Annotated in this window: 16 protein-coding genes, 1 tRNA gene and 3 pseudogenes; 12 read left to right on the forward strand and 8 right to left on the reverse strand. The window is 69.2% G+C overall.

Annotation, left to right across the window (positions count from 1 at the left end):
• Positions 1 to 117: 117 nt before the first annotated feature.
• The 3 genes from OHA65_RS02420 to OHA65_RS02430 form a co-directional block, all read right to left on the reverse strand.
• The gene (locus OHA65_RS02420; protein ID WP_327281383.1) at positions 118 to 1,764 is read right to left on the reverse strand and encodes a sigma-70 family RNA polymerase sigma factor; all 1,647 of its coding nucleotides are present in this window, start codon (positions 1,762 to 1,764) and stop codon (positions 118 to 120) included.
• A gap of 781 nt (positions 1,765 to 2,545) precedes the next feature.
• Positions 2,546 to 2,773, reverse strand: a complete 228-nt coding sequence (locus OHA65_RS02425) for a hypothetical protein (protein ID WP_327281384.1) — start codon at positions 2,771 to 2,773, stop codon at positions 2,546 to 2,548.
• Between the two features lie 494 nt (positions 2,774 to 3,267).
• The gene (locus OHA65_RS02430; protein ID WP_328761334.1) at positions 3,268 to 3,714 is read right to left on the reverse strand and encodes a hypothetical protein; all 447 of its coding nucleotides are present in this window, start codon (positions 3,712 to 3,714) and stop codon (positions 3,268 to 3,270) included.
• A gap of 700 nt (positions 3,715 to 4,414) precedes the next feature.
• On the opposite strand from OHA65_RS02430, the pseudogene OHA65_RS02435 reads away from it, so the two are divergent.
• Positions 4,415 to 4,731 (forward strand): annotated as a pseudogene (locus tag OHA65_RS02435) (IS5/IS1182 family transposase); the annotation flags it as partial.
• On the opposite strand, the gene OHA65_RS02440 reads toward OHA65_RS02435, so the two are convergent.
• Complete coding sequence (locus OHA65_RS02440) at positions 4,696 to 5,067, reverse strand: helix-turn-helix domain-containing protein (protein ID WP_328761335.1); 372 nt, start codon at positions 5,065 to 5,067, stop codon at positions 4,696 to 4,698. The pseudogene OHA65_RS02435 and the gene OHA65_RS02440 sit on opposite strands and share 36 nt — an antisense overlap.
• A gap of 105 nt (positions 5,068 to 5,172) precedes the next feature.
• On the opposite strand from OHA65_RS02440, the gene OHA65_RS02445 reads away from it, so the two are divergent.
• The 6 genes from OHA65_RS02445 to OHA65_RS02470 all read left to right on the forward strand — a co-directional run bounded on the left by OHA65_RS02445 (position 5,173) and on the right by OHA65_RS02470 (position 9,476).
• Positions 5,173 to 6,054, forward strand: a complete 882-nt coding sequence (locus OHA65_RS02445) for an NAD(P)-binding domain-containing protein (protein WP_328761337.1) — start codon at positions 5,173 to 5,175, stop codon at positions 6,052 to 6,054.
• 104 nt (positions 6,055 to 6,158) lie between these two features.
• The gene (locus tag OHA65_RS02450; RefSeq protein WP_328761338.1) at positions 6,159 to 7,532 is read left to right on the forward strand and encodes a hypothetical protein; all 1,374 of its coding nucleotides are present in this window, start codon (positions 6,159 to 6,161) and stop codon (positions 7,530 to 7,532) included.
• Positions 7,533 to 7,600: 68 nt separating this feature from the next.
• Positions 7,601 to 7,673 (forward strand) — tRNA-Gln (locus tag OHA65_RS02455).
• 165 nt (positions 7,674 to 7,838) lie between these two features.
• A complete protein-coding gene (locus OHA65_RS02460; RefSeq protein WP_328761339.1) occupies positions 7,839 to 8,096 on the forward strand; it encodes a hypothetical protein in 258 nt (85 codons plus the stop codon).
• 175 nt (positions 8,097 to 8,271) lie between these two features.
• A complete protein-coding gene (locus OHA65_RS02465; RefSeq protein WP_327281390.1) occupies positions 8,272 to 8,976 on the forward strand; it encodes a CPCC family cysteine-rich protein in 705 nt (234 codons plus the stop codon).
• Positions 8,973 to 9,476 (forward strand): hypothetical protein, encoded by a 504-nt coding sequence (locus tag OHA65_RS02470; RefSeq protein WP_328761340.1) that lies wholly within the window; start codon positions 8,973 to 8,975, stop codon positions 9,474 to 9,476. The genes OHA65_RS02465 and OHA65_RS02470 overlap by 4 nt, the downstream gene beginning before the upstream one ends.
• Positions 9,477 to 9,726: 250 nt before the next feature.
• Here the strand turns inward: OHA65_RS02470 and OHA65_RS02475 are convergent, their stop codons facing one another.
• Together OHA65_RS02475 and OHA65_RS02480 are read right to left on the reverse strand one after the other, a co-directional pair.
• On the reverse strand, positions 9,727 to 11,577 hold the full coding sequence (locus OHA65_RS02475) for an ABC transporter substrate-binding protein (RefSeq protein ID WP_405760993.1): 1,851 nt from the start codon (positions 11,575 to 11,577) through the stop codon (positions 9,727 to 9,729).
• 17 nt (positions 11,578 to 11,594) lie between these two features.
• Positions 11,595 to 11,849 (reverse strand): hypothetical protein, encoded by a 255-nt coding sequence (locus OHA65_RS02480; RefSeq protein ID WP_329312442.1) that lies wholly within the window; start codon positions 11,847 to 11,849, stop codon positions 11,595 to 11,597.
• A 1,181-nt stretch (positions 11,850 to 13,030) separates the two neighbouring features.
• On the opposite strand from OHA65_RS02480, the gene OHA65_RS02485 reads away from it, so the two are divergent.
• Complete coding sequence (locus OHA65_RS02485) at positions 13,031 to 13,666, forward strand: hypothetical protein (RefSeq protein ID WP_405760996.1); 636 nt, start codon at positions 13,031 to 13,033, stop codon at positions 13,664 to 13,666.
• Here the strand turns inward: OHA65_RS02485 and OHA65_RS02490 are convergent.
• Complete coding sequence (locus OHA65_RS02490; protein WP_327280728.1) at positions 13,663 to 14,784, reverse strand: IS630 family transposase; 1,122 nt, start codon at positions 14,782 to 14,784, stop codon at positions 13,663 to 13,665. The two genes, OHA65_RS02485 and OHA65_RS02490, sit on opposite strands and share 4 nt — an antisense overlap.
• 93 nt (positions 14,785 to 14,877) lie before the next feature.
• On the opposite strand from OHA65_RS02490, the pseudogene OHA65_RS02495 reads away from it, so the two are divergent.
• The 3 genes and pseudogenes from OHA65_RS02495 to OHA65_RS02505 form a co-directional block, all read left to right on the forward strand.
• A pseudogene (locus OHA65_RS02495) lies at positions 14,878 to 15,992 on the forward strand (IS701 family transposase).
• A 199-nt stretch (positions 15,993 to 16,191) separates the two neighbouring features.
• Entirely contained in the window at positions 16,192 to 17,172 is a 981-nt protein-coding gene (gene pip, locus OHA65_RS02500) for a prolyl aminopeptidase (protein ID WP_327281396.1), read from the forward strand.
• A gap of 82 nt (positions 17,173 to 17,254) precedes the next feature.
• Positions 17,255 to 17,380, forward strand: a pseudogene (locus tag OHA65_RS02505) (N-acetyltransferase); the annotation flags it as partial.
• Positions 17,381 to 17,489: 109 nt separating this feature from the next.
• Here OHA65_RS02505 and OHA65_RS02510 read toward each other — a convergent pair.
• Complete coding sequence (locus tag OHA65_RS02510; protein ID WP_328761345.1) at positions 17,490 to 18,197, reverse strand: BTAD domain-containing putative transcriptional regulator; 708 nt, start codon at positions 18,195 to 18,197, stop codon at positions 17,490 to 17,492.
• A gap of 319 nt (positions 18,198 to 18,516) precedes the next feature.
• Here OHA65_RS02510 and OHA65_RS02515 point away from each other — a divergent pair, with 319 nt between their 5' ends.
• Positions 18,517 to 21,090: a S8 family serine peptidase gene (locus OHA65_RS02515; protein WP_405760999.1), complete on the forward strand. Its 2,574-nt coding sequence runs from the start codon at positions 18,517 to 18,519 to the stop codon at positions 21,088 to 21,090.
• The last annotated feature ends 5 nt before the right edge of the window (positions 21,091 to 21,095 follow it).

The following is a 21,095-nucleotide window of genomic DNA, read 5'->3' on the forward strand; positions in this document are numbered from 1 at the left end:
GGCTACACGCTGCGTCAGCTCAAGCCGCGTGCCGACCCCGGCCAAGACCCAGCCCCACGCCACAGGTGACGGCCTCTCACCAGCGGTGTGTCGCAGGGCACCGGCTCGCCCGTGCGCTCATCCCAGGGTGAAGAGGAAATTGACGGAGTTGTAATAGTTGGGCAGCTGTACCAGGTCCGAACCTCGGCGCGGAGGATCGGTCTTCGGCCAGTTCCGCGGGCCCAGCAGGTGGTCGCTGTAGTCGCTCTTCGAGACCGGCGGCACGAACCACAGCCGGAAGGCACCGGATCCTCCGACCGGCTCGGACCTCCACAGCTGCGTCGTACGGCCGGCGCCGGAGCGGCAGGTGCGCAAAGCGACGTCGACGGTGTTTCCGCCGGCGCTGGTTCCGTCGAGGCAGGTGCCGGTGCCCGTGTTCCGGAACTGGTACGCGCCCTGGCCGGCCGGCAGCCGCTGCCAGCCCTGGGAAGCGTCGCCGGTGCACGGCTGGAGCTCCAACGGCCCCTCGGACCCGCTGCCGGCGAAGCCGACGCACAGCCCCGAGCCAGTGTTGACGAAGCGCAGGCCGGTGGAGGTAGGGGTCGGCGAAGTCGACGCGGTCGACGCGGAGGACGGCTTGGGCGTGACGGGGGCCGACGGGGCGACGACGGCCGACATGGGGGCGCCGATGGACACGATCGGTGGCGACGCCGATTCCGTCGGGTAGGGAAGCAGGTACGGGTTCGGCTCCTCGCTCGGGCCGGGGATCGGGCTCGTGACCGTGGGCGCCGGTGCGGCTCGCTCGGGCCGGTCCTCGGCCGGCAGCAGGACGAACGCGGTCAACGTCGTACCCGCGACGGCCGCCGCCGCGGTCCACTTCCCCGCGCCGAACCGCGCCGCGGCCAGCTTGAGCCCCACCGCCTTGCCCGCCGCCAGGTGGTGGGCACCGTGCACGCCGGCGGACAGCGCAGAGGAGGCGGGGTGCCACAGTAGGACTCCGGCCGGCAGCACCGCGCCCAACCGGTTGTTGACGGCCCGCAAGTCACGCTCGGCCCGTCCGCAGCCATGGCACGCCTGTAGATGCCGTCCCAGGTCCTGGGTGACGCGCTTGCCCGGTCGGCGGAGCGCGGCGGCGAGCAGGCCGCCGTAGTGCCGGCACTCGTCGCTCGCGCTCTGGTCCAGGTGGGCGCGCAGGTACGCCTCGCGCAACCCCTCCCGGGCCCGCGCCGCCAAGGAGTTGACGCCTCCCGACGAGATCCCGAGGCGCCGGGCGGTCTCGGCTGCGGGCTCGGGATCGACGACCGCGTGCCACAGCACGGACTGCCAGCGCTCCGGCAGCGACCGGTACGCCCGCAGGATCAGCGAGCCCTCCTCCGCCGACAGGGCGGCGCCTTCGACGTCCTGGTCGCCGGACAGCTCAGCGGCCCACGTGTCGAAGTCGGCCGACAGCTGTGTGCGGGCGCCGCGGCGCGCCCATTCGGTTGCGACACGACGCACACAGGTCAGCAGGTACGGCCGCCAGGCGTACTCGGGGCCGGCTCCCCAGGCGACCGCCCGGTAGGTGCGGGCGAAGGCCTCTGCCGCGAGGTCACTGGCGGTGGCCAGGTCGCGGCAGCAGGTGCGGGCGTACGCACGTACGGCGTCGTGGTGACGGGCGAACACCTCGCCCATCACGTCGCTGACATCGGCACCCGATGCCGAGTCGCGCTCGCGGAGCAGCGCGCAGAGCTGTGCGTCGCTGAGGTCGTGGAGGTCCTGCTGGTGGGCAGTTCCCGATGTGCTCAACCTTGCTCCCGTTGACGTGCTGATGGCCGGCACGGCGAATGCCGCGCAGGTGGGCAGTGGGGTGCGACGCTGCGCCCGGCCGGAATTCGCGCAAGTGTGCACGTTCTCGGGGCTTGTGAGCAACCGGACTCCGCATCGCTGCGCGGTCTGATAGAACTTCGGTAAAGGCCTGGCAAAGTCGCGTGACCGCGCCGCGGTCACGCCCTCTCCCACGTGCGCAAGTACTGACGACAGACCAGGAGGCACGCGTGCCGCACCGTGGGACCCGACCATTGCGCCCGGCACGGCCATCGCCATCGCGGGGCAGCGAGGCGGCGGCAACGACCGGAGTGGCGCTGGGCGTTCCCGCTGACGGTCGTGCTGACTGTCAGCGGCTGTGCGCTGGAGCACGGTTGAGGTTGACCTCGGAGCAGGGTGGAAGGCCGGGTGAACGACGAGCAGGGCGAGAACGGGTCGACAGCGCAGGAATGCGCGAGCTGGGTCAGCGCGCCGAACCGCTCGTGAACACAGCCACGCGTCCGCGCTTGCTCCGGCGCTGCTGACGTCCACCTCAACCACGGCGGCGACCAGGTCGGCCCCTGGCAAGCCCTCGGCCGCGTCACGACTGGCTCCACCACCGACCGCAACCGGGTCCGGTTCGCCGACAACGACGGCGACGGCGACGGCAAAGCCGACTGCACGACCATCAACCCCGGAGCGGATGAGGAGCCGGGCACGGGGACCCGCAACTGTAGTCACGATCCCCGACGGTCGATTCGTCCAGGTCAGGGCTGGCTAGGGCTCACTCGTCGTTCAGGTACCACGGGGACCAGGGGCCGAAGGTCGTGCCCGCCACGATCTGCCACCGCAGCCTGCTGCCCCGGGACCCCCACTTGTTGGTGCTGGTGTTCTCGTAGAAGTCCTTGTTGCACGCTCCCCACTGGCCAGTGCGCAGTTTGTAGGCGCTGCAACTACCCAGGCGGTAGGTCTGCCACCGGTTGCCGTCCCACAGATCGTTCTCCCACCGCACCTCAAGACCGACCCTGGGAGAGTCCCAGTTCCGGACCCAGAACTGGTCGCCGTATTTCCTGAAGCATCCGTTCCCACTCGTAACGGACATGCATATGGCGTCTGGGGGAAAGGACCCCGGTACGGCGTATTCGAGGGGGTCCTCGGCCGGGGAGGCCCCGAGGGCCACGGGCAGAAGCGCGGCCGCGGCAACGAGGAGTGCGCGGGATTTCCTCAACGTGTCATCTCCTGTCCGGGGGCGACCGACCGTGCTAGGGGAGTGTGTCCGGCAGACGCCAGGCTGTCCACGACGAGGAGCCCTTTCCAGCCTGCCAAGGCTGAGGGAGAGGGTGCGGAACGGCTCGCACGAGGGCGGTGGTGCCTGCTCGCTCCCGTGTTGCCAACGCGCCTGTCGGTGCGCCTTGGGCGTTCCCGAACGCGATCAGGTCAACGGCGCAGCGACCACGGGATCTGCTCAGTCGGACCGGACCGGACCGAGCCGAGCCGGCCGGAGATCTACCCGATCCGCTCCAAGACCTTCTGCAGGTCTTCGAAGGCATACGCCCAGTTGTGACACTTGAAGCTGCGCAGATCCGTGATCGGATTGCGGCAACCGTGGCAGAGCAACCCGGCGATCGCCTCCGGGGCCTCGGTGTTCACGTATTTGTGCTCGCCCAAGATCACTTCTGCAATCATGGCGCGCTCGTGCGTGCTGTCCAGCGCCGAGGAAACGATGTCGAGCCAGCTCGGTTCCCGCCCGCATGCCCGGCACTGCCGCGAGTCGCCACTCACCCAGAGGGGGGCTCCGATCGTGCCCGCCTCCATGCCCAGGAGCTCCTCGACTTTCCGTACGTCCTCCTCCGGAGTGACCCACCGGTAGCAGCCGGGCAGCGAGGCAGGCGAGTCGTAGACGGCGCGGAAGACGGCATCGCTCACTTTGCGCGTCTCGCGTTGTGAGGTCATGGTGACTACCTTTCGCACGGGTCGTTCTGGCGGACTTGACGTACGACCGACGTGGTCCGGCGATGGACCGGTCCTTCGGTCGGTGTGTGCACTTGAGCTGTATGTGACCGGTGCATGGCCGGGCTGCACGTACTCGCCCCGGAGATCCACCGAGAGGATGGCCCCGGAGCACCACCTGGCGGACCCGGCCGCCAGACGAGGGGGCGTGAGCCCGTATCCCCTGGCCGAACTCAATCGAGGACGACCTACACGATCCGGACGCACGTGCCGAACGTCCGTACGTGGATGCCGGAGGACCAGCGGCCCGGCACCACCGAGGCGCGCGGGATGCTCGCCGCGTACCGCAACGGTGGGGCAAACGGAACCGTGTCCGCTGGGCCCTACCGATCACGGAGCCGATACTGCGCGCCATGGTCGACACCCGCGACCTGCGCACACCCGCTGGACTGCGGGACCGGTGCGCGCTCCCGGTGGGCCAGGTCGACCTCTGGATCGCCCACTCCAAAACGGCCCCAGAGGCAAAGGGCGAGAGCACGTTCATCCCGGCCGACCCGGCCGCCCAACCCTCTACGACCCGGTGTCGGCCGTACGGGACTGGCTGAGCTGCCTCCACCGGAGGGCATCCACGAATCCCCACTGGGAAGTCATCTCATACGGCGGTGACGAGTGGGCTGTTGCTCATCGTAGGGATCGTTGAGCGTCCGGTGCCCTCCAGCCCCTCGTCCGCGGCATCCCGCCGCTCCGGTCCCGCCGCGGACACGACGCCGCCGGCCCGGCAAACCCCACGGCGACAACGACTACGACCACCTCCACCTCCGCCTGCGGAGACGGCTGCGTGAACGCGGTATCCGCCACCGCATCGCCCGGACGGGTATCGAGCCGTCGAACCGACCCGGCCGGCACCGATGCGTTGTGGGGCGGACGGTGTCATGGCTCTCCGACTTCCGCAGACTCCGCCGCCACGAACCTCGGCGTCCCCGCTCAACAGGTCACGCCACGGCCCGGGCCCGGCGGCTCAGTGGTCGACTGCTCGCGTCCCCAGGCGGCCAGCGGCTGGAGTGCCTCGTTGAGGCGCGTGCCGTTCTCGGTCAGCGAGTACTCGACCCGGGGCGGCACCTCGTCGTAGGACACGCGGCGCACGACGCCGTCCGCTTCCATCTCGCGCAGGTGGGAGGCCAGCACCTTCTCGGTGATCCCCGGGAGGAGCCGCCGCAGCTCGCCGAAGCGCCGGCAGGGGTGCTCGTGCAGTGCCCAGAGAATCAGCACCTTCCACTTGCCGCCGATCACTTCCATCGCGGTGTCGATCCCGCAGACGTGTCCGTCTGGTGCGGCCGGCCGGTTCAGCGTCGTCATGCCCCACCCTTCGAACCCTGCTGACGTGCTTGCTCACCCCAGGGTAACCACCCACTCCGAAGTACGTACTTGATCACCTTTGGGCCGGTGGCCAGCATGTTCCACATGACACAGCACACTGTTGAGAAGATCCCCGTCACCCTGCTGGGCCTCGGCACGATGGGTACCGCGCTGGCCCGCACCTGGCTCGCCGCGGGCCACCCGCTCACCGTCTGGAACCGCACACCGGCACGCGCCGCCGTGCTCGCCGCCGAGGGCGCAAGGGTCGCGGACAGCGCCGCTGAGGCGGTCGCAGCGAACACGCTGATCGTTGCTTGCCTGTTGGACGACTCCTCGGTCGAGGAGGTGCTGGCCGGCACCGACCTGGCCGGCAAGGACCTGGTCAACCTGACCACGAGCACCCCGGCCCAGGCACGTGCCCGCGCCGAATGGGCCCGCGCGCGCCACGCTCGCTACCTGGACGGCGGGATCATGGCCGTCCCTCCGATGATCGGCGTCCCGGAAGCCGGTGGTTACGTCTTCTACAGCGGCTCGCCGCAGCTGTTCGAGCGGCACCGGAAGACCCTGGGCGTCCCGGTCGGCACCACCTACGTCGGCGAGGACGCGGGCTTCGCGGCCCTGCACGACGTGGCCCTGCTCAGCGCCATGTACGGAATGTTCGCCGGGGCCGCGCACGCCTTCGCCCTGATCCGCAAGGAGAACATCGACCCCATGTCGCTGGCCCCGCTGCTCGCCGACTGGCTCGTCGCGATGGCCCCGTCGGTCCACCAGACCGCTGAGCAACTGCGGAGCGACGACTACACCAAGGGGGTCGTCTCCCCTCTCGCCATGCAGGTGGCCGGTACGCCGACCTTCCTGAGCACCGCCGAACACCAGGGCGTCAGCACGGAACTGCTCAGCCCCTACTTCGATCTGATGCGCCGCCGCCTGGCCGAAGGCAAAGGCGAGGAGGACCTGACAGGGGTGATCGACCTGCTGGTGCACTGACCGGCCGCGTGCCCGCCTCGGTGGAGCCGGCCCGGCCCGGTCCCTGGCTGCGGCCCCTAGATATCCAGTTGGGCACGCGGTCGGGGAATGACAAGGTGAGGCTCATGCTGTCGCCCACCGTCGAAGAAATCCTCCGGGAACTGCACGCCTCGCTCGCACTGCGCAAGCGTCCGGAGGATGTGGCCCGGCTCATCCAGGATCTGTATGCGGCACGGGGCACCGAACTCGACGAGGTCACCGAGGCGGCCCTCGGCAAGGCCGCCGAACACTCGCTCCGCAACCTTTGGCACGGCTACACCTCCATGCGGGAGGAATTTGCCCGCCCGGTCGGCGCACAGCGCCAGCTCGCCCGAGTGGCAAGCCTGTTCACGGATGTGCCAGCGCTTCCGGACGGCGCCGGAGACGATCCGGACCAGATCGAGGCCGTGATCCGGCGTGCAGGTGAGTCCATCGGACGCGTGTACGGCCAGAACGACTTCGGCCTGGACCGTCTCGACCGGGCCGAGCGAACTGCTGCCGGCCTCGGCGAGGTCTCCAAGCGCCAGTACAACAAGCGCTTCCGCCTCCTGCGCCGCATGGAGGCCAAACTGGCGCGGCTGATCCACGAGCAACGCCGACGCGAGGTGACGATGACGGGCAAAGGAGCGTTCGCGCACGTTCTGCCGTACGGTCTCTTCGCCGCGGACCCGGACACGGCGGCCTTCATCGCGTACATCACGGCGCGGGGCTACATGCGCAGCGTTTTTACCAACGGCCGCCAGCGCCAGGCCTACGACGAGGTCGCCGAGGCGCTGTTCCGGCGCTTGCGCGCGCAGCCCGAGCGGACCTGCTGGTCTGCGGTCGCGCATGTGCATCCCACGTCGGAAGTGCTGGCCTCAGTCTCCGACGGGGACCTCACTCAACTACTGCTCCGATGGAACGGTTTCCTGCGCCAGGTCGCGGACCTGTTGGAGGACGCCTGGAACCGGCACCCTCTGGAACGCGAAACGATGATCGTGCGCCGCGGCGACGACTCGTCGACGTGGAACCAGGCCGCGCAGGCGTGGAACACGGCCCGGGCCCACTGGTTCGCGATCCTGTCCGAACTGGGCCAGGAGACGATTCTGGACCGGTTCTGCCCGGGCAAGGTTCCCCGCCTGATGGCTGCCGATGTGGCGTACTGGCACCGCATGAGCGGCGGCGGACTACACCCCGACACCTACATATGGGCAGAGCTGCCGCTGCCCTGGGAAGTGCTCCGGGGGGAGAAGGAATGCCCACGCTCGTTGGTCGAGGCAGTCTGCGCCCGGCATCGAAGGGATCCCGTCGCCAGCGCCTGGACCGCCTCCAGGCCGACGGCTGAGGCCGTCGCCTTCCGTCGGACGCCCGAACTCGTACACGGTGTGGCCGTGGCGGACCCTCTCATGGCCAGTGCGCTCCGGTCGGCAGGAGTGTTCTCCGGCAATGGCAAGCGCGCAGCAGCGAGGGAGTGGCTGTGACTGTTCGCCCCGGATCCCTGGGGAAATCGGTTGCCCGAGACGGCAGCCGCAGCCATGATCGACGTGGCGACGAGGAAGCTCTGCGGAGGAGCGCCCGGCTCTGCTCCCGGGTGGACGTAGGTTCGAATCCTGCCCTCGTCGCCGCTTCACTTGCCATCGCTCTTGTCAGACCTGCTCGCGGCCGCCGATGTGGTCGAGCCGCCTCGGAGACGGTACGTGCGCGAGCAAGGGAAGTCTGCACGATCGCGCCCCCCTGACCGGTGCTAATCTCCAGCGATCATCACACTGACCCGGGGGGGGAACTTCATGAGCCTGGCCTTCTTGCTGTTGACCATGGGGCTCGTCTGCCTCGTGGCGGGCGGCGCCCTCGCACTGAACGTTCGGGGATGTGCCCATGCCCTGGAACGGAAGGCCGCCGGCAACGCGGAGCTCGCCATGCACGCCCGAGGGGAACTCGGGCAGCCCCAGCTGATCATGTCAGCTCGGCTCTACCGTTGCCTGGGCACGGTCTTCGTCCTCTGTGGGATCGTCCTCACCCCCTACGGCTTCCTGGAACTCGCCTGACACACGACCGGAGCTCCGCCGCGGTCTTCCTTCCGGCACACGCCCCCGGAGCGGGGCCCTACGCCGGCGCGTGCCTCGACTCCGGTGGGGCGGAATCCCCTTCGCGGGGGCGGAACATCCATGCACGCCCATGCCCAGCACGATGGGGGTACGACGAACCACGTCTGGAGCAACAGTGGCCACAGGAGCCTTCCCCTGCATCGTCTGCGTGAGCCTGACCGTCCAGGTGGAGGGGCACCACGAGATCTGCCCCGTCTGCGGATGGCAGGACGACGGCGGGGACTATCGAGACCCCGATGACTACGTGGGCGGCCCCAACCACGTCACCCTGCGCATGGCCCGGGAGAACTACCGGGCTTTCGGTGCCAGTGAGCGGCGGCGCGTAGGCAGGGTCAGGCCCCCGCTCCCCGACGAGGTCCCGCCTCCGGTGCAGAAAGGGGCCGACGCGGTTGCGAGCTGGCTCGACTTCGTCGACAACCCGGAAGCGGTCCGGTTGGTCTACGGGGAGCAATCCGTGCCCGAACTCGACGGCGTCGTCGTGCGGGAGCTGCGCTGGCTCTGGGAGCACGGCCCGGAAATCCTGATCCGGTTCGATCTGCCGACCTATCCGGCCGACCCGTCGCAGGCGTGGTGCGAAGGCGGCTTCGACACGGTCCAGGTGCAGCTCCGACTCACCGGAGTGGCAGCGGCACTTGAGGCGGCCCACGACTGCCGTCCGACCGGCAGCATCACGCTCGGCGCAGGGGCTCGAACGCCGGTCGGCGCGAGGCTGGACGCCGGACGGTTCCGCGCCCGGGTGGATGCCGATCGCGCGGCCATCCACGAAGTGACCGCCTACGCCCGGGGAAGCCGGGACGACGAACTGGAGAATTGGCCGTGACCGGCATCGAATCCCTCTCCTCCTTCATCACGACCGGGCGCCTGCACGGCATCGGCATCGGTTCCACCCTCGGCGAGGTTGACCGCGCCCTGCGGCACCGCTGCGTCGACGTCGTCGACGAGGGCGGCGCCTCGCTGCGCCGCGACTACGGGTTCGTCGAGCTCTACTTCAACCCCGGGGAGGAGTGGGTGATGTCCGGCGGCTCGATCGAGCTGCAACGCCTCGCGCACGCCCCCGAGCTCGCGACGCGGTGGAGCGAGAGCACGGGCGTCGAGTTCGCCCGGTACACCGCCTGGGCGGACGTGCGAGAGGCGCTCTCCGGCGTCCCTTCGGCCCCGGAGTTCACCGTCACCGACCAGGGCGGCTTCCGGGACTACCGGGCGGAGAGGTCCTGCGTGTCCGTACTCGTCGTTGACGACGATGAGGAGGAGAGGGGCTACCGCGTGGGGCACGGGGACGTGTGGAGCGTCAGCCTCTGGGCGCCCGTACGTGTGAACTGACCCCGGTGCCCACCCGAGATGAAGGTGCCCGCGCCGGCTGACCTCCTTCGGTCGCTCGGAACGAGGCCACCGTCGGCACGGGATGGCGACCGCGGCGCCCGTGCCCCTGCCCATGGGGACGGGTGCCGCTGCATCGAGGGGCAGTGACGGCCCCGGTCGCCCCGGCCGTGCTGGACGGGGAGGGTATCGAACGCCGCTCGGCAAGCCGCCGCAGGAGCCGACAGGACCCCACAGGATCTACCAGGGCTGCTCAGCCACGGCCAGGGGTTCCCCTCCGAACGACCCGGGGGTCGTTGGTGCTTTGGCGGTTGCCGGTCTGCGGGTCGATGCGGAAGACACCGCCGGCCCCCTTGATGACGTTGGTGCTGGCGAACAGATAGAGCTGGTCTCCCACCGCGCGCAGGTTGGGCGGGGTCCGGGACGTTCCGGTGGCTTTGCGGACGGCCTGCTTCGCCGTGAGCACGGCGTCGTGCGCCATGACCGCCCAGCCGCTGGCCAGGTGGCTCTTGTCGAACTGCTGCCCGTAGTGGGTGGTGCTGAACTCGGTGGCGAAGTCCTGGTACAGGGTTTGGTCGGGGTTGGTGCTGTCTGCGAGCTGGTCGGGGTCGGCGAGCGGGACGTAGAGCACGGAGATGGGGGCGCCGGGGTCGTTCAGTTGCTTGAGCTCGGGGTTCAGGGTGGCTGCGTCGGAGCCGGTGACCACCGTGATCGGCGTGGTGCGGCACTGGCGGTCGTGCAGCTTCTCGATGAACTGCTGCAGGTACGTCGCGCGGCCCGCGTAGAACACCACGTCGGGGAAGACTTTGCCGCACAGGTTGTCGGCAATGGTGTTCAGGCTGCTGTCCTCGGCGCCCTGCTGGACCGTGAAGTTGAACGAGAGGCCGCCCGCCTGCAGGTAGGGCAGAAGTCCGATGTCCGGGTTGCGGATGGCAGCTTCCTGGGACTGCGTGTAGAAGTCGGGCTTTTCGTTCGGGGTGTACGGCGCGCTGACCAGGGCCGCGGTCTTCATCTCGGGATGCTTGCGCAGTTCCTGGGCAAGCGCCTTGAACTGCGTGCTGACGTTGGGCGCCACGCGCACCAGGCCTCGAATCTCGGCGCCGCGGTCGATCGCACCGCTCTTGTCGAAACCGTCCGCGGTGATCAGGTCACCGACCATCGGAATGTGCGCCTGCGACAGCGAGCGAGCGGCGTCGATCGACTCCTGCTGGCTCAGGCCCATCCCGGTCACCGCCACGAGCCGGTCGCTTCCGCCGGTCATCGTCTTGAGCCGGTCGACGACGTCGCGCCAACTCGACTCGTCGCTGCCCATGTTGGCCAGCACCAACCGGATCCTGGGGTAGGCCTTGTCCTTGTTCGCCTCGTGCTGGGCGATGAAGGCCCCCTCGACCTGATGCACGGCACGGTCGCCCGTCAGGCTCTTGCCGCCCTTGGTCAGCGGCGCCATCAGCGCCACCGTGACGTAGCCGCCGTCCTTCACCACCGCCCGGTTCTCGGCATCGATCGCGGCGAGGGCCGGCTGGAGACCCGGGCCGAAGACACCGTGCCCGTCGCCGCCGTCGGTAACCCCCGAACACTCACCGCCCGGCACGCTGAGCAGCGCCGGGTTCGTGGTGCCGCAGTGGGCGCTGTACCACCACAGCCCGCCGCCGCCGGCGGCGGCCGGGACGACGATCGCGGCCGCGGTCAGCGTGACCAGCCAGCGCCGGTGCATGAGCCGGGGAAGCCAATCACGCACGAACTGGGGAAGTCGAGCCGAACCCGAGGACCCGCCGGCTCCGGAGTCCTCCTCCTCGGTCAGAACCGGAGTGTAGGGCTTGGGGGGCTCGGCGTCCTGCGGCTCCCCGAGGGGGGCCCGGCCGTCTGCCACGGCTCGCCAGACCTCCTTCCACAGGACCTGGTCGACTGCGGTCACGCCACAGGCGGTCAAGTACCGTCCCACGAAATTGAGAGTCGGTAGCGTGTCCAGGCGCAATATCATCGCGACGGTGTCGGCCGTAAGGTCTCCCCCGGAAGCGATTTCGACTTCTTCGTACGACATGGGCACCTTGAGAGCCATCAGCTGCGCGCGGAACTGTCTCTGGTCGGCCACCGCACGGAGCACGTCCCCCCATTCGTGCATTACGCCGGCCCCCCGGAGAGAGAAGCGTCGGACTGGCCCGGCCACGAACTGATCCGGACGGCCGCGCCAGCTGCGACCGTCACGAGCCCGAACGCATCGAGCATCGAGGGGCCGGACTTCAGAAAGGCGACGACGACCGCCATCACGACCAGTAAGCCGACCACCCGAAGGCCGCCGGAGAGCACGCCCGTTGTACAGAACGGGGCGTCGGCAGCGGACCGGCTGTGACGCCGGGAAAATCGATGAACGGACACGAGAACGGCCTCCTGGGCGACGTGGCATGCGGATCAGGCCCGGGCGGTGCTTTACCGGAGCGCCGGGTCACGGGCCGTGATGGAGTCCAAGCCTGCTGTGATCGGCCAGCGCCTGGCAAGCATTTGGTCCCACCAGAACACGCAGCCTTCAAATCCGTTCGGGTAACGATCCGTTCCGTGCCCGAGCGACCAGGATTCCGGCCCGAATCGCCAGCACCCGACCGGTTCCGCGACCGGTCTGCCGGCATTCCGGACAGGGCACCACCGCCGTTCCGTCGAGGGACGCTGACCTGGCCATTCGGCATTCAGAACGCAGCGGAACGGTCATTCGATCTTGCCATTGGCAGCCGAACGCGGTGAGACTGAACGTAAGCAGCCGCCCCTCCGGGGTGGCCGTGACCGTGAACCCCCGTCAAGTCCTCCTGGGCCGGGCGCGGACACCCCCACGGAATGAGAGGGCCCCTGTTACCGGCGGGGGCCCTCTTCCGGACACAGGGAACAGGGGTACACACGGCCGTCCTCCCTCCCTGGGCGCACCCGGACCGGCGTCCTCCATGGCTTCCGGACTCCTGTGGGCCGCCTTCTTCTTCCGCTCGCGCGGGCGTCCTCGCCGGCCTGCTGATCCCGCAGCCCGTCGTCGATGCCGGCGAGCCCCCACGCCCCGGCGGTCGCGGACCGCTCGAAGCGGGCCCCGTACGACTCGGTCTGGCGGGCCCGGAGCCGGCCTTCGGCGATCTCGTCAACGAGGTGGGCGTAGCGGTGGAGGTCCTCACCGCCGGCCGCGATCGTGCGCCACACGCCGTCCGCGCACTTCGTGTCCGCCGATCGGGCCGAACGTCTCCACCTGCTCGGCCTGCCGGCCGTCCCCGTGTCGGCAGCGGTGCAGGACGCGCTCGCGGGTCGGGACGGGAGGCCTTCGCGCTGGCGGACGGGGCGGCGCAGTGCGACAGGTTCGGAGGAGCTTCCTCGCTCCTCCCGGAGAGGGAAGGCGCTCATGCTCATCACCTCTGACCTGGTGAAACTCTTGCCGGAGGACAAGTGCGCTGCTAGCTTCGAGCGATTTGATCACGCGGGGTGGGAGGCGCTCAGAGGTGACCAGTTCCGGGATCCGGTACGTGGCCGGGTTCGTGTTGCTCGTGTCGGTCGCAGGGTGTGGAAGTGCGACGGAGCCGCGCCCTTCGGTGGCGGCAACGCGGTCGGCACCGCTGTCGGCCGCCGAGTTGCGGACGCACCTCCTGCCCGCGGTCTTGCCGGGCGGCTGGACCTCCGTGGCCGAACCCCAGGACGAGAGCCCGAAGGGCGCCTCGGGCGCGCCGGCGACGCCCTCGTCCTGCGCGGAGCTGCTGGACGGGCAGAGTGTCGTGGACGCGAGTACGAAAGCGGCGTCCGCGTACGCGACAGCCATGTTCAGCGGTGGCCACTCCGTCGGGAACGGCGTGATCCCCGGTATGGAGAAGCTCTACTCGTTCCCGGACGACGGTGCACACCGGGCCATGGAGGACATGCGCGCCCTGGTGGCCCGGTGCCGGAGCCTGGAGTTGCCGCACGCGGCGTGGGAAGCCACCGAGACCGCCGGTTTCGCCATCGCCGAGGGTCCCCGGCTCGGGGATGAGAGCCTGGTCGTCCAGGCGATGGTGACGACGGGGGGTGAGGGCGGCACGGAACGCGCGGACGCGACCGTTGTCCGCGTGGGAAGTTCACTCGTCGTCATCAGCAGCGTCCTCTCGCTGACCCAGGCGGAGGCCGGTACCGTCGCGGGGTTCATGTCGACCGCCGTAGCGCAGGTCGCGTCGGACCATCCCGAGCCGGTCGGCTAGTGTCCTGCGCCGGAGATCCGTTGGCAGAAGCGGGCGAGTGAGTCGAGGATCTCTTCGGCTGTCTTGGTCCAGGTGAACGGGGTCGGGTTTTCGTTCCACTGCTTGACCCAGGCTCGGATGTCGGCTTCCAGGGAGCGCACACTCTTGTGGGCGCCACGGCGGATCTTCTGGTCCGCGAGGAAGCCGAACCATCGCTCAACCTGGTTGATCCAGGAGGAGCCGGTGGGTGTGAAGTGCAGGTGGAACCGTGGGTGTTTGGCCAGCCACGTCTTGATGGCCGGGGTTTTGTGGGTGCCGTAGTTGTCGCAGATCAGGTGGACCTGAAGGTGTTCGGGGACCTCTTTGTCGATCTTGATGAGGAACTTCTTGAACTCCGCGGCCCGGTGGCGACGGTGCAGTGAGGTGATGACTTCACCGGTCGCGACGTCGAAGGCCGCGAACAAGGTGGTCAGCCCGTTGCGAACATAGTCGTGAGTGCGGCGCTCGGGCATGCCGGGCATCATCGGCAGCACTGGCTGAGAGCGGTCAAGAGCCTGGATCTGGGACTTCTCGTCCACCGACAGCACCACCGCTCCTTCGGGCGGGTTGAAATACAGCCCCACCACGTCGTAGAGCTTCTCCACGAACAGCGGGTCCGTCGACAGCTTGAACGTGTCGCTCAAATGGGGCTTGAGCTGGAACTTCCGCCAGATCCGGCCCACTGTCGACTTCGACAGGCCACTGCGGGCGGCCATCGATGAACGCGACCAGTGAGTGGCGTTCTTCGGGATCTCCTCCAGCGTGCCGACCACTACCGCCTCCACCTGATCAACGCTGATGGTGGGTGGCCGGCCAGGCCGGGGCTCGTCGACCAGCCCGTCCAGCCGGGCCGCCAGGAACCGGCGACGCCACTTGCGGACCGTGTCGGCCGCGATATGCAACTCCCGTGCCACCACGACAATCGGCGGCACATCAGCACCGGCACACGCCAACACGATGCGGGCCCGCAAGGCCACCGCCTGCGCAGATGACGCCCTGCGGACCCAACGCTCCAACACCACACGCTCATCGGAAGACAACAACAACGGTTCCAACTTCGGACCACGACGAGGCACCGGCACATCCGCAGAAGCAGTCATACATAAACTAACGACGGATCTCCGGCGCAGGACACTAGTAGTGCTTTGTTAGCTGGTCTTGTCACGTTGGGTACCTGGTAGTTCGCTGCTCGTATGAGGGCTGGGGACCTTGCTGAGTGTCGGGTTCGGTTGGAGGAGTTCACCTCCGAGGTGTTCGCGCCGTTGGTGCGGCGGGACCGGCGTGAAAAGGGCGCCCTGTATTGCGGGCGCTACTGCTTGAAGGTCGGCGCAAGGCGATGCAGCCGATGGCCGAGCGGCTCGGTGTCGACCATCAGCAGTTGCAGCAGTTCATGACCTCCTCGACCTGGCCCATCGAGGAGGTCCGGGCCCGGCTCGCATGGCGGGCCGTGCGGGCGGTCCGCCCGCAGGTGTGGGTGGTCGACAACACCGGCTTCCGCAAGGACGGCAAGGCGTCCGCGGGGGTGGCCCGCCAGTACTCCGGCACTTGGGCAAGGTGGGCAACTGTCAGATCGGCGTCAGCGTCCACGCCGCTTCCGATACCGCTTCGTGCCCGCTGGCCTGGCGTTTGTTCCTGCCCGCAGCCTGGGACGGCCCGGAGGCGGCCGGCCGCCGGAAGGCCTGCCGGATCCCCGAGAACGAGCATCACCAGCCGAAATGGCGGCTCGCGCTGGACATGCTCGACGAACTCGCCGGCACCGGGCTTCGGCCCACAGCCCTGGTCGCGGACGCCGGCTACGGCGCGAACGCGGATTTCCGCCACGGCCTGGAAGACCGCTGACTGGGCTACGTCCTTCAGGTGAAGGGCGAGATGACCGCCCACGCACTGAGCGCCGAACCGCACCAGCCCGCCTATGGCGGTCTGGGGCCACGGCCGCTGCCGCGCTACCGCACCCGCCCGATCTCCTTACGCGAGCACGTGCTGGCCGCCGGACGGCAGCGAGGGCGATCCGTGGTTTTTTGGCGCAAGGACCTGGCTCATCGCCCAGTGGCTCGAAGGCGAGGACGAGCCGACCAAGTACTGGATCTCGAACCTGCCCGCCCACATCCCCGCGAAGGACCTGGTGCGTCTGGCGAAGTCACGCTGGCGGATCGAACACGACCACCGAGAGCTGAAGACGGCCCTGGGTCTCGACCACTTCGAGGGCCGCTCGTTCACCGGCTGGCACCGCCACGTCACCCTCGCCACCGCCGCCCACCTGTTCCTCACCGAGCAACGGAGGAACCCAAAAGTCCCTGCCAGGGCCTGACTCCCTACCAGGCCCTGGACCTCCTCCAACACCTCATCGCCACCTGGACCGGCACCTGCCCCGCCTGCCGACGAGCCGTGGTGCTCGGTAGTGCCAGTCCGCGCTCGGAGAGCATCCGCAGGCTGTACCGCGACATGGTCGGGCAGGATGTCGATGGTGTCCTCGTGTCTCAAGCATCCGGTTCTCAGGAGGTTTGGAAATGGGCGAGCTGTACCCGCCGATCGAGCCGTACGAGAAGGGCATGCTCGACGTTGGCGACGGTAACCTCGTGTACTGGGAGGCTTGCGGCAACCCGGACGGCAAACCGGCGCTCGTCGTTCACGGCGGCCCGGGATCGGGGTGCGGGCCCGGGGCGCGCCAGTACTTCGACCCGGACCGGTACCGGGTGGTCCTGTTCGACCAGCGCGGCTGCGGCCGCAGCACACCGCACGCCGGCGACCCCGAGACCGACATGCGGCACAACACCACCCGGCACCTCATCGCCGATGTGGAACGACTGCGGGAGCACCTGGGGATCGACCGCTGGCTGCTGTACGGCGGCTCGTGGGGCTCCACGCTGATCCTGGCCTACGCCGAGACCCACCCGGAGCGGGTTTCGGAGATCGTCATCGCCGCCGTCACGACCACTCGGCGCTCCGAGATCGACTGGCTCTACCGAGGTGCCGGTCGGTTCTTCCCCGAGCAGTGGGGACGCTTCCTCGAAGGAGCCGGCGGCACACCACGGGACGGTGACATCGTCGCGGCCTACGCGCGCCTCACGGAACACCCGGACCACGCAGTACGGGAGAAGGCCACGGCAGACTGGTGCGCCTGGGAGGACGCGGTCCTGTCCGGGGAAACGAACGGCGCCTCCAACCCGTACGGCGACCGCCCCGCAGCCGCGCAACTGGCCCTGGTCCGCATCTGCTCGCACTACTTCTCCCACGGCGCTTGGCTGGAGGAGGGCGCGCTCCTGCGCGATGCGCACCGCCTGGCCGGTATCCCGGGGGTGCTGGTCCACGGCAGGCTCGACCTGGCCGGCCCGCTCGATACCGCATGGGATCTTGCCCGCGTCTGGCCTGATGCCGAGCTGAGCGTCGTCGACGACGCAGGTCATCTGGGCAGCGACACGACCCGCGCCCGTGTACTCCAGGCCCTCGACCGATTCGCTCGCCGGGGACGAGGTCAGGCCGCCCGGTAGTCCAGAGAGTCACTGAAACCCCATGTGTCGCCGACCGCTGGCACAGCCATGTCGCCCGACATCGATGTCCCCCGTGCTCCCGGTCTCCGACCGGTGCGCGTACGCCGGCGTCGTCGAACACTTCGTCTCCGTCCACCCTCGCGCCCGCGGCCGCCTCGGGCTGGTACTGCTGACCGCGTTGCTCGCCCCCACCGAAGCGGCAGGCGTCGCCGAGGCCCCGAGACGCAGGAGTACCTCCGCTTCGACGCGCTGGATCGGGCCGCACGTACGCAGATCGAGTGGTCGGCGGCCCGCTGCATCTGTCTGATCGCCTACGCCTACGTTCGCGTCAGGTCACGGACGAGACGGGTCAGCTGGGGCGACGGGGCAACCTTCAACTCCATCTGCAGCAAACGCCGGTAGGCCTGGTACCGCTTGACCGCGCAGGCCACGTTGCCCTCGGCCAGATGGACCTCGACGGCAATCCGGTGGGGGGTTTCGCGGAACGGGTCGATGGAGACGGCTGCGAGCGACGCCTGCAACGCGGACAGATGGCGGCCCTCGGCCTGGAAGTGCTGGGCCAGTGCCTCCAGGGCGTACAGCCTTAGCTGGTCCCAGCGTTCGCGTGGGAGGAGCAGCCATTCGTCGTCCCAGCCGGGGAGCAGGACCTGGCTCAGGTCTGCCATCAATCGGTCCCCGTCTGGGAGCTTGCCGTCACCGGACACGAGGCGGTCGGCCGCGCCCCACGCCTCGTGGAAGTCGACCGAGCAGGAGGGTGCGAGCGCGAGGCTGTGATCGACGCTGTCGATGGCGGGGACCGGGCCGAGCCTTCTGCCCTGGCAGAGCGCGGATCGCAAATTGGCGGCAGCCCGGCAGGGGGTGCCGTCGGGCCACAACTGCTCGGCGACCGAACGCCTGTGCGCGCCCTCGCGGTGCAGGGCCAGGAAGGCCAGCAGCCGCTGAGCTGCGTGGGAGACGGCGACCTGCCGCCCTCCGCAGGTAACTTGGAAGGGCCGCAGGATTTCGAGATGGGCTCCTTGCGACACGATTCTCACTCTGCGCGACGGCAAATACGGCTGCAACCGGGCGGAGCGTATCGGCCGGCTGCCACTTGTGCCGAGCGTGAGCGGCCCCGAGGCCACCCATGTGCGCCAAACACGATGCAGGAACGTTTCTCCAACGTGTGCCGAGACCCTCCGAACGCCTCCACGACGCCCGTCGAACGCTTTCCACCGGACGGGGGAACGATCCCGAAATGCGCCCGTGGGACACCCTTCTCATGGCCCGGCGCGTCATACGCGACGGCCGGGCCGCATCGGACCGAATCAGTGCACGTCGAGATACTGCGGTACGCGGAGGTTCAGCATGGACATCCGGTCGGTGGTGCGCGGGATAGCCGGAGAGCGGGAGCTCCTCGGCAGCCCTGAGGTGCGCGTGGCGGTCCTCGACGGCCCGGTGGACCTGGCGCATCCCTGTTTCGCGGGATCGCACCTCACCCGGCTGCCCACCTTGGTGTCGGGCCCGGCCGGTCCGGGACCGATGTCGCTGCACGGCACACATGTCACGAGCCTGCTCTTCGGTCACGGTTCGTCGGTGTCCGGTCTCGTGCCGCGCTGCACGGGACTGCTGCTTCCGGTGTTCCGGGAGTCCCCGGACGGCCTGGTGACGCGCGTGCCGCAGCTGGACCTGGCCCGTGCCGTGGAACAGGCCGTGGAGGCGGGGGCCCACGTCATCAACATCAGCGGTGGGGAGCGGACCCCCGAGGGTGCGCCGGACAGCATGCTGGAGCGGGCGCTCCGCCTGTGCGAGGAGAACGGCGTGCTGGTGGTCGCAGCCGTCGGGAACGACGGGTGCGACTGCCTGCAGGCCCCTGCTGCCACGGCGTCCGTGCTCGCCGTGGGGGCGGCCGACGCCGCCGGAGCGCCGCTCGACATCAACAACTGGGGCGCCGCGTACCGGCTGAACGGAGTTCTGGCCCCCGGACAGAACATCCAGGGCGCCGCGCCCGGCGGCTTGCTCGCCTCGCTGACCGGCAGCAGCTTCGCCGCCCCGGCGGTGACCGGGGTCGTTGCGCTGCTGGTGGCACGGCAGCTGGCCGATGGTCGCAAGGCCGACCCGCTTGCCGCGGGCAGCGCCGTACGTGAGTCCGCGATCCGGCCGCCCTGCGGCCCGGACGACGCACCCGAGTGCCGCAGGCTGCTCGGCGGCCGGCTGAACGCCGCCGGCGCCTTCGCGTTGGTCAGCGGGATGGGAAGCACACCATCCGGCGCTCACGGCACGACGCACACCGAAGAGAAAGAGAGAGCCATCGTCATGGACACGCACGCCGTAAACGCGCAGGTCGAGGAACCGTACGAGCCCGTACCCGCAGCCATGTCCCAGGCGCCCGCGGGCGCTGGAACCCCGCTGCCCGCAGCGCAGACCGCGCCCGCACAGGTCGCACCGGCGCAGGCACCGGTCCCCGGTGAGGCGCCGGTTCCCGTGGCCCCGTCCTCGGACCCGTGGCCCGCGCCGCCTCCCCTGCCGCCCGCGCCTCCGGCGATGCAGCCCGGGGTGCAGGCCGGGGTGCAGGCCGGGGTCCAACCCGCCGCCGCACCTCCCGTCTACGCACCTCCCGCCTACGCGGCCCCCGCCGCACCTCCGGTCTACGCGGCACCCGCCGCACCCCCGGTCTACGCGGCACCCGCCGCGCCCGTCGCCTATGCGACGCCCGTGACCCATACGGCACCTGCCGCCTACCCGGCGAACACCGGCGTCTGCCCGTCGTGCGCCGGCTGCGGCGGTACCTGTGGGCATCCAGGCGCAGGCGGTGCCACACCGTCCGCCCCGGTGCCCTCCCCCGGGAAGCAGTTGATCTACGCGATCGGCACCATCGGGTTCGACTTCCAGACCGAGGCCCGCCGGGACAGTTTCCGCCAGCAGATGCCGAACATCGTCATTCCGGCGACGAAGGGTCAGGCTGAACAGGAAGTCCAGCCGAACATCTACGACCCCAAGCAACTGCACGCCTACCTGAGCAAGAACCCGTGGGCCTCGGACAAACTGACCTGGACGCTCAACGCGGACGCGACCCCGCTCTACGCCCTTGAGGCGGAGATGCCGGTCGGCATGGACTGGACCCGGCCGATCATCACGGACCCCAAGGCGTCAGCGGAGCAGGTGCACGGTCTCGCGGCCGGCGCTGCGGGTGATGCCAAGCAGCTCAGCGAACTCCTCGAAACCCTCTCGTACCCGCCGGTCTCCTTCGTCTACCGGACCTTCCGGGACGCGCTCCTCGGACAGGCCAAGGACAAGGAAGACCTCGACTTCGTCTCCCGGGTCTCGATTCCCGGAGTCCTCACGGACCGTACCGTCCGGCTGTTCTCGGGCCAGGTCGTCCCTGTGGTCGAGGTCAAGAGCCGCGGCCTGTTCACCTGGAACGAGGCGCTGCTGGTCAACGCCGTCTTCGCAGCAGTGGTCACCATCAAGGTGAGGGAGGCGCGCAAGGAGGCCGGTGGCAACGATCAGGCACAGGACGCTGCCGAGAAGCGGGTCCGCGATGAGTTCGCCGGGGAGAAGGGGAAGTTCCTCAAGAACACCGTGCGCGCCATGCTGGACAAGATCTACTGGAAGTTCCGCAACCTCGGCCAGAGTTCCGGCGACCGCGCGCTGAACGCAGCGGGCACCAACGCGTTCCTGGTCGGCGCGGAGATCCAGGACGGCATCCTCTCCGCGGAGCACGTCCCCGGCAAGAACGCCAACTTCTACGCGCTGGACACCGTCACCGTCACCAAGAGCCCCTTCTGCCGTCCCGGTTCGGACTGCCAGGACGTCACCCTGACCTTCTTCGACCCGGAGAACGACCAGCGGGCGCCGGTGTCGTACCTGTTCACGTTCGACGTGAGCGACGACCTGCCCGTAAGCCTCGCTCCGGTCCACACGTTCATCGGCAGCGTATGACTGCC

The sequence above is a fragment of the Streptomyces sp. NBC_00045 genome (genome assembly GCF_045041095.1).
Classification (GTDB): domain Bacteria; phylum Actinomycetota; class Actinomycetes; order Streptomycetales; family Streptomycetaceae; genus Streptomyces.

Bases quoted from the DNA above. Each gene is read 5' to 3' on its own strand.
- OHA65_RS02490 (WP_327280728.1), bottom strand. From the start codon at position 14,784: ATGACTGCTTCTGCGGATGTGCCGGTGCCTCGTCGTGGTCCGAAGTTG.
- pip (WP_327281396.1), top strand. From the start codon at position 16,192: ATGGGCGAGCTGTACCCGCCGATCGAGCCGTACGAGAAGGGCATGCTC.
- OHA65_RS02445 (WP_328761337.1), top strand. From the start codon at position 5,173: ATGACACAGCACACTGTTGAGAAGATCCCCGTCACCCTGCTGGGCCTC.
- OHA65_RS02440 (WP_328761335.1), bottom strand. From the start codon at position 5,067: ATGACGACGCTGAACCGGCCGGCCGCACCAGACGGACACGTCTGCGGG.
- OHA65_RS02515 (WP_405760999.1), top strand. From the start codon at position 18,517: ATGGACATCCGGTCGGTGGTGCGCGGGATAGCCGGAGAGCGGGAGCTC.
- OHA65_RS02430 (WP_328761334.1), bottom strand. From the start codon at position 3,714: ATGACCTCACAACGCGAGACGCGCAAAGTGAGCGATGCCGTCTTCCGC.
- OHA65_RS02460 (WP_328761339.1), top strand. From the start codon at position 7,839: ATGAGCCTGGCCTTCTTGCTGTTGACCATGGGGCTCGTCTGCCTCGTG.
- OHA65_RS02450 (WP_328761338.1), top strand. From the start codon at position 6,159: ATGCTGTCGCCCACCGTCGAAGAAATCCTCCGGGAACTGCACGCCTCG.